General features: G+C 65.4%; 7 protein-coding genes. 3 read left to right on the top strand and 4 right to left on the bottom strand.

Translation table 11 applies throughout. The features are described from left to right. A partial coding sequence (locus JHD07_RS16435) for a mucoidy inhibitor MuiA family protein (RefSeq protein ID WP_291623987.1) occupies positions 1-467 on the top strand: 467 nt, incomplete at its 5' end. Positions 468-608: 141 nt separating this feature from the next. Here JHD07_RS16435 and JHD07_RS16430 read toward each other — a convergent pair. Genes JHD07_RS16430 through JHD07_RS16415 form a run of 4 tightly spaced genes read right to left on the bottom strand, consistent with a single transcriptional unit; the run spans position 609 to position 3,651 of the window. Next, entirely contained in the window at positions 609-1,409 is an 801-nt protein-coding gene (locus tag JHD07_RS16430) for a heme ABC transporter ATP-binding protein (RefSeq protein ID WP_291623985.1), read from the bottom strand. Next, positions 1,406-2,491, bottom strand: a complete 1,086-nt coding sequence (locus tag JHD07_RS16425) for an iron ABC transporter permease (RefSeq protein ID WP_291623982.1) — start codon at positions 2,489-2,491, stop codon at positions 1,406-1,408. The genes JHD07_RS16430 and JHD07_RS16425 overlap by 4 nt, the downstream gene beginning before the upstream one ends. Further along, positions 2,488-3,438, bottom strand: a complete 951-nt coding sequence (locus JHD07_RS16420) for a hemin ABC transporter substrate-binding protein (protein ID WP_291623980.1) — start codon at positions 3,436-3,438, stop codon at positions 2,488-2,490. The genes JHD07_RS16425 and JHD07_RS16420 overlap by 4 nt, the downstream gene beginning before the upstream one ends. Before the next feature lie 6 nt (positions 3,439-3,444). Next, positions 3,445-3,651: a hemin uptake protein HemP gene (locus JHD07_RS16415; protein ID WP_291623978.1), complete on the bottom strand. Its 207-nt coding sequence runs from the start codon at positions 3,649-3,651 to the stop codon at positions 3,445-3,447. Positions 3,652-3,909: 258 nt separating this feature from the next. Here JHD07_RS16415 and JHD07_RS16410 point away from each other — a divergent pair, with 258 nt between their 5' ends. Together JHD07_RS16410 and JHD07_RS16405 are read left to right on the top strand one after the other, a co-directional pair. Beyond that, positions 3,910-6,261: a TonB-dependent hemoglobin/transferrin/lactoferrin family receptor gene (locus JHD07_RS16410; protein ID WP_291623976.1), complete on the top strand. Its 2,352-nt coding sequence runs from the start codon at positions 3,910-3,912 to the stop codon at positions 6,259-6,261. A 99-nt stretch (positions 6,262-6,360) separates the two neighbouring features. After that, positions 6,361-6,696, top strand: coding sequence for an antibiotic biosynthesis monooxygenase (locus JHD07_RS16405; protein ID WP_291623975.1), 336 nt, complete (start codon positions 6,361-6,363; stop codon positions 6,694-6,696). Positions 6,697-6,785 lie beyond the last annotated feature (89 nt).

The raw sequence follows: 6,785 nt of genomic DNA, 5'->3' as shown, positions 1-6,785 counted from the left end.
ACACCACGCTGCTGCCCGGCAAGGTCGCGATCTACCGGGACGGCGTCTTCGTCGGCCGCGGCAAGATCACCGCGTCCGCCAAGGACGACATCGTGCGGCTCGGCTTCGGCGCCGACGACAAGGTGAGAATCGAACGCGCCGTGCTCAAGCGCAACGAGGGCTCGGCCGGCTTGCTCGTGACGACGTCGAAGACCGACGAGCGCGCATTCAAGACCACGATCCGCAACGGGCACGATTTCCCGATCAAGGTCGCGATCGAGGATCAGCTGCCGGTCAGCGAGAACGAAGAAATCGTCGTCGAGATGCTGCCGTCGAGCACGCAACCGACCGCAACCAACATCCGCGACAAGCGCGGGGTGCTGCAATGGTCGTTCGACGCCAAGCCCGGCGAGGTTCGCGACATCAACTTCGCCTGGCGCATCCGCTGGCCGAAGGACAAGAGCATGGTGATCGTCCCGGCGGGGTAGATTGCTCGCCACGGAGGAAGTGCACTCCCTCTCCCGCTTGCGGGAGAGGGCTGGGGTGAGGGCTCTCTCCTCTGGGGGATTGTCCCGTTGTGGAGACACCCTCTCCCCAACCCTCCCCGCAAGCGGGGAGGGAGCCGACCTTTACCGTGGCGGCACAGCCGCCCGCATCGACTGCGGCAGCACATACGGCACGCCGTCGGCCTGACGCACCACCGCGTCGATCTCGAAAATATCCCGGATCCTCTCGCGCGTGACGACATCCGCGCGCGGTCCATCTGCAGCGAGCCTGCCGCCGTTTAGCACAACGAGCCGGTCGGCGAAGCGGATCGCGAGATTGAGATCGTGCAGGATCGCGATCACTGCGGTGCCGGCAGCCGCGCGGCGGCGGGCGGCTTCGACGAGGTCGATCTGGTGACGCAGATCGAGACTCGATGTCGGCTCGTCCAGCAGCAAAAGTCCAGGGCCGTGCTCGGCCTCGCCGCAGGCGAGCTGCACCAGCACGCGGGCGAAATGAGCGCGCTGCTGCTCGCCGCCCGACAAGGTCGGCAATTGCCGTTCGCGGAAATGTGCGAGGCCGACTTCGTCCAGCGCGGCCTCGACGAGCGGACGGGCATCACGAAGGCTGCGCTCGCCCGCGCCCATCAGCACGATCTCCTCGACCGTGAACGGGAAGGTGACGTTGATATGCTGGGACAGCATGGCGCGGCGCGCGGCGAGCTCGCGCGGCGCGAAGCTGCCGATGTCGCGCTGCTTCAGCCTCACCTCGCCTGCGCTAGGGCGCAGGTCGCCGGAGAGCAGCCGCAGCAGCGTCGACTTGCCGGCGCCGTTCGGGCCGATGATGGCGACCATCTCGCCCGCAGTTACCGCCAGGCCGACGCCATCGAGCAGCGTCGCGCGGCCTGCGCGCCTGCTCAACTGTCTTGCCTCGATCACCGCCGTCATGGCGCTGCGAGCCCGCGCTGGCGCAGCAGGATGAAGAGAAAGACGGGCGCACCGACCGTCGCGGTCAGGATGCCGATCGGCATCTCCGCGGGGGCCACGATGGTGCGTGCCAGCGTGTCGGCGCCGACCATCAGGATCGCACCAAGCAGGATCGACGCCGGCAGCAGCAGGCGATGCGCCGGCCCGACGACGAGGCGGAGCAGATGCGGCACGACGATGCCGACGAAGCCGATCACGCCGCTGATCGACACCGCGACGCCTGTCATGGCCGAGACCATGATGATCGCGATCCGCTTGAGGCGCTCGACATCGACGCCGCCGTGAAAGGCGTCGGCCTCGCCCAGCACGAGGAGATCGAGGCCGCGCGCGATGAAGGCGCAGGCGCCAAGTCCGATGACCAGGATCGGCGCGAGCACGGCGGTCTTGGTCCAGGTCACCCCGCTCATCGAGCCCAGCATCCAGAAGGTGATGTCGCGAAGCTGGCGGTCGTCGGCGATGAAGACCAGCAGGCCAACGCCCGCATTGGCGATCGCGGTGATGGCGACGCCGGCGAGCAGGAAAATCGCAATCGACGTGCGCCCGGAGCGGCTGGAGATGCCGTAGAGCACGGCCGTCGTCGCCAGCGAGCCGGCGAAGGCCGCCAGCGGCAACAGCTCGGCCTGGAGAAAGCGCAGCGCCTCGCCGAAGCGGGAATCGGTGAACACGATCGCGCTCGCTGCTGCGAGCGCGCCGCCGCTGGAGACGCCGACCAGGGCCGGATCGGCGAGCGGATTGCGGAATAGCCCCTGCATGATCGCGCCGGCCGCGGCGAGCAGGCCGCCGATCATCGCGGCCGCTGCGATGCGTGGGATGCGGATCGACCACAGCACGAGCTGGTCGCGGGCCGTCATCGCAGTGCTTTCGCCGGCGAGGCCCAGCGCAGCAGGCAGCCGCGAGAGCGGGATGCCGGCGGCGCCGACGGTCAGCGCGGCGATCGCGGTGACCAGCAGCGTCACGAGCAGAAGGGGTATCGCGAACGATGCGGACCGCGCTCGCGCGCTTTGCCGCGGGCTTGGTGCTTCGACGCCGGATGCCACGCTCATTGCCGGCAATTCGCGGCCGACAGAGCCGAGGTGAACGCGCCCTGGTCCGCCAAAGCCGGATACAGCTTGACGGCGAGATCGCGCGCCGCCGCGGCGGTGCGCGGCCCGAAGCCGAGCAGATAAAGCCCATCCATGGTGATGAAGCTCTTGTTGGCCGCGACCGGGGTCAGCGCAAAGCCGGGATGGGTGTAGACCGCATCGGCCTGCAGCGAATCCTTGCCGCGCTCGATCGACAGCACGACATCGGGCTTTGCGGCCACGATCGCCTCGTCGCTGATGACCTTATATCCATCGTAATCGTCGACCGCGTTGGCCGCGCCCGCGAGCCGGATGATCTCGTCGGCCGCGGTCTTGTGGCCTGCAACCATCGCCCGCCCATTCTGAAGCGACATCACGAACATCACCCGCACCGGCTTCGTCACCTTGGCGCGCAGGGCGCGGAGTTGCGCAAGATCGGCGCCGACGGCCGCGCTGAGACATTCGGCGCGCGCATTGACGCCCATGGCATGGCCGACCAGCTTGATCTTCTCGATCAGGCCGTCCTCGGAGTAGGTTTCGGGCACCAGCACCAGCGGCACTTTTGCCGTCTCCAGGATCTCCATGGTCTCGCGCGGGCCCGAGCCCTGGATCGCCAGGATGAGGGTGGGGTCGAGGCCGAGCACGCCTTCGGCGGAGATCTGGCGCATGTAGCCGACATTGGGTTTGTCCCGCAGCGCCGCCGGCGGATAGAGGCTCGTGGTGTCGATGCCGACCACCCGGCTCTCCAGCCCGAGTGCATAGAGGATCTCGGTGATGGCGCCGCCGATCGAAACCGTGCGCGCGACATCGGTGACGGCGATGTCGCGATGGCGTGCATCATGCACGATGATACCGGCGGCATGCACGCCGGACACGAGCGCGAATGTGCAGGAGAACATCACGCTTGCGACGGTGCGACAAAGTGTCATTGCGGTTTATTTCGTCAGGATCAGCTTGTTCTGCGACGTCAGCCGCAGTCGATAGCTGTCCTCGCCATGCGCGATGATGATCTCGCGTTCGGCCGCAAACAGCTCCCGGCTATCGATCCGGCTCCCTCGCATGGTGAGGGTTCTCGTTGGCGCAGAAGGGCTTCCCGCCGGCCCTGCCGCGACGCCGCTGCTGTCTCCGGATGTTGCTGACATTGTGTTGTGATGCGCTTTCGAAATTTCAGATGCGTCCTGCTTTGTATAGGCGGCGCGAGGCGCATTCCAACGGCGGCAGTTTACAATCGATATAAACTGCAAGGCGATGTCATTGACCGTCAGAGTGTTGCCACGTTACCAATCACGACAGCGGGTAACTTGCCCGCGGGCTTTCGAAATCAGCCAGCCAGTCGTTCGTTGCGAACGCACGCCAGCCAAAGACTCCAAAATAAAAGTGAAGTGCAGGCTGAGGCTGATATGGCTGGCGGGGCTAGGTATTCGCGCGCCCTGATATTGGGCGCGTCGGTTGTTTCGATCGCGGTAGTGATGACGGAGAGCAGTCCCGCGGAGACTGCGTCCCCGCGGGCCGAAAACGCGTCGGCGGAAAGGCCGAAGCAGTCCAAGCGCAAGCCGGCGGCTCAGGTCGCGCAGCAGCAGGCCAGCGCAGGCGTGATGGACGCCCGCGCGCAGGCGGGCAGCGCCCCGCCCGTTCAGGTGCTCGACACCATCACGGCTGCGGCCACGAAGACCAAGGAGCGCGCGATCGACTCGCTCGCGCCCGTCAGCTCCATTTCGCTCGACCAGATTCAGGGGATCCAGCCGAACCGGCTGTCCGGCATCTTTTATGCTGTCCCCGGCGTGTCGTTCCAGGAGCGTGGTGACGATCCCGCGACCGTCATCAACATCCGCGGCTTGCAGGACTTCGGCCGCGTCGCGGTCGTCGTCGACGGCGCGCGGCAGAACTACCAGCGCACCGGCCATAATGCCAACGGCTCGTTCTTCCTCGATCCTGAACTGATCGGCGGCGTCGACGTGGTGCGCGGGCCGACCGCCAACATCTACGGCTCGGGTGCGATCGGCGGCCTGGTCTCGTTCCGCACCAAGGACATCAACGATGTGCTGCGCCCCGGCGAACGCTGGGGCGTCGATCTTTCGGGTTCTTACGGATCAAACAACAATCGCGGCCTCGGCTCCGTGTTCGGCGGCGTGCGCGCAACGCCCGACGTCGATATCTTCGGTGGCGCGGTCTATCGCACCCAAGGCAACTACAAGGACGGCAACGGCACCGAGATCGGCAACACCGGCAATCAGGTCGAGGCCGGATTGATGAAGCTCACGGTTCGGCCCGCCCTCGGCCATGAGGTGAAATTCGGCGCCGTCTTCCAGGACTTTCAGTACGACGTCGGCCAGTTCAACCGCGGCCCGGTCGCAACGGCGGCACAGCGCGCGCTCTATCAGGGCTCGTCGGTCTATGCGTCCGACACGAAGAACTACACCGGCACCATCACCTGGAACTATTCGCTGCCGAGCGACAATCTGTTCGACTGGCACATGTCGCTCTACGGCAATCGCGTCGATAACGACCAGACCAAGACCTATCACTACTCGACCTCGGGCGCGGCCTATTGCGGCGCCGGCAACGTCGGCAACAACATCTCTGGCTGCGTCGGCGACAAGCGCGGCTATGTCCTCAACACCTACGGCATCGACGTCAACAACACGACCCGCTTCAATGTGGGCGACTGGCGCAATGCGGTCACTTGGGGCGTGGACGCCTTTCAGGACGACGTGATCACGACCGACAGCCGCGGAAATTCCAACATCACGACGCCGAGCGGCATCCGGACCGTGTCGGGCGGGTTCGTCCAGCTGAAGCAGAACTACAGCAACTGGTTCGAGGCCGTGAGCGCGATCCGCTATGACCGCTACGACCTTGATTCGGGGCGGACCAGCACCGGCGGGGACCGGTTCTCGCCGAAGATCACTCTCGGCGTCACGCCGGTCCCAGGCTTCCAGCCCTATGTCAGCTATGCCGAAGGCTATCGCGCGCCATCGATCACCGAGACGGTAATCTCCGGTGCGCATGCGACCGGCGGCGGACCGGCCTTCTTCGTCTGCCCGAACGGCACGGTGGGCCTGTTCTGCTTCCTGCCGAACCCGGGCCTTCGTCCGGAGGTCGGCAAGAACAAGGAAGTCGGCTTCAACCTGAAATACGACAACATCTTCAGTGCCAACGACTCCTTCCGCGGCAAGATCAATCTCTTCCGTAACGACGTCAGCGATTACATCGATTTGGTCGCTTCGGCGCCGGTCCCGGTCCCCCCGTTCGGCTCGTTCAGCCAGTTCTACCAGTACCAGAACATCGCCAATGCCCGCATCCAGGGCTTCGAGGCTGAGACGATGTACGATGCCGGCGACTGGTTCATCGGCGTCGCCGGGCACTACATCCAGGGCAAGAACGTCGCCACCAATATCGGGCTCGCAACCATCACCCCCCGCAAGGTCGTCACGACCGGCGGTGTCCGCCTGCTCGATCGCACGCTGATCCTGACGGCGCAGTGGGCCTCGTTCGGCGCCAACAACGACGTGCCCGCCGGCTATCTGCCTGCGACCGGCTATGAATTGGTCAACCTGTACATGACCTACAACGCCACCAAGGACATCGTGTTCACGGCGTCGATCGACAATCTCCTGAACCAGTACTACCGGCCTTATGCCATTCCGGGCAGCTCGACCGACGGCACGTCGCAGAACGACGTGCTGTGGTCGAGCCCGGGGCCGGGCAGAGTCTACAAGGCCGGCATGAAGATCCACTTTGGAGGTGCGTAAGCCGACCGGCGTCGCCGCAACACAACAACCTCCCGGGCCGCGCGGATGCTCCAGCGCGGCTTCGGCGCGCTTTCATCTTGATCAGAAGGAGAGACCCAAATGTTCATCGCAATGAATCGTTTCCAGGTGAAGCCCGGCTCGGAAGCCGCGTTCGAAACCGTCTGGCGCACCCGGGAGTCCTATCTCGGCAGCATGGCGGGCTTCGTCGAATTCCATCTGCTCAAGGGGCCGGTCGCCGAGGACCACACGCTGTACTCCTCGCATACCGTGTGGGTCGACAAGGCGGCTTTCGAGGCCTGGACGCGCTCTGAGGAATTCCGCCGTGCTCACGCCCGCGCCGACAACAAGACCGGCGAGAGCCTCTATCTCGGCCACCCCAAGTTCGAAGGCTTCGAGGTCATCATGACCGAGGGCAAGACGAGCGCGGCCGCCTGAGGCGAGTCAGGGAGACGGACATGCTGAGCACGGATCTCGCCGATCTCAGGGCGCATATGGCCGACAATCCCGGCGCCGTGATCGAGGAC

The sequence above is a fragment of the Bradyrhizobium sp. genome (genome assembly GCF_016462955.1).
GTDB lineage: Bacteria > Pseudomonadota > Alphaproteobacteria > Rhizobiales > Xanthobacteraceae > Bradyrhizobium.
Note: the sequence above shows the minus strand (reverse complement) of the source record. Positions and strands in the feature narration are given on the sequence as shown.

What these genes read in the sequence shown, in the direction of transcription:
- JHD07_RS16430 (WP_291623985.1), bottom strand. Translation starts at nt 1,409, where the DNA reads ATGACGGCGGTGATCGAGGCAAGACAGTTGAGCAGGCGCGCAGGCCGC.
- JHD07_RS16425 (WP_291623982.1), bottom strand. Translation starts at nt 2,491, where the DNA reads ATGAGCGTGGCATCCGGCGTCGAAGCACCAAGCCCGCGGCAAAGCGCG.
- JHD07_RS16420 (WP_291623980.1), bottom strand. Translation starts at nt 3,438, where the DNA reads ATGACACTTTGTCGCACCGTCGCAAGCGTGATGTTCTCCTGCACATTC.
- JHD07_RS16415 (WP_291623978.1), bottom strand. Translation starts at nt 3,651, where the DNA reads ATGTCAGCAACATCCGGAGACAGCAGCGGCGTCGCGGCAGGGCCGGCG.
- JHD07_RS16410 (WP_291623976.1), top strand. Translation starts at nt 3,910, where the DNA reads ATGGCTGGCGGGGCTAGGTATTCGCGCGCCCTGATATTGGGCGCGTCG.
- JHD07_RS16405 (WP_291623975.1), top strand. Translation starts at nt 6,361, where the DNA reads ATGTTCATCGCAATGAATCGTTTCCAGGTGAAGCCCGGCTCGGAAGCC.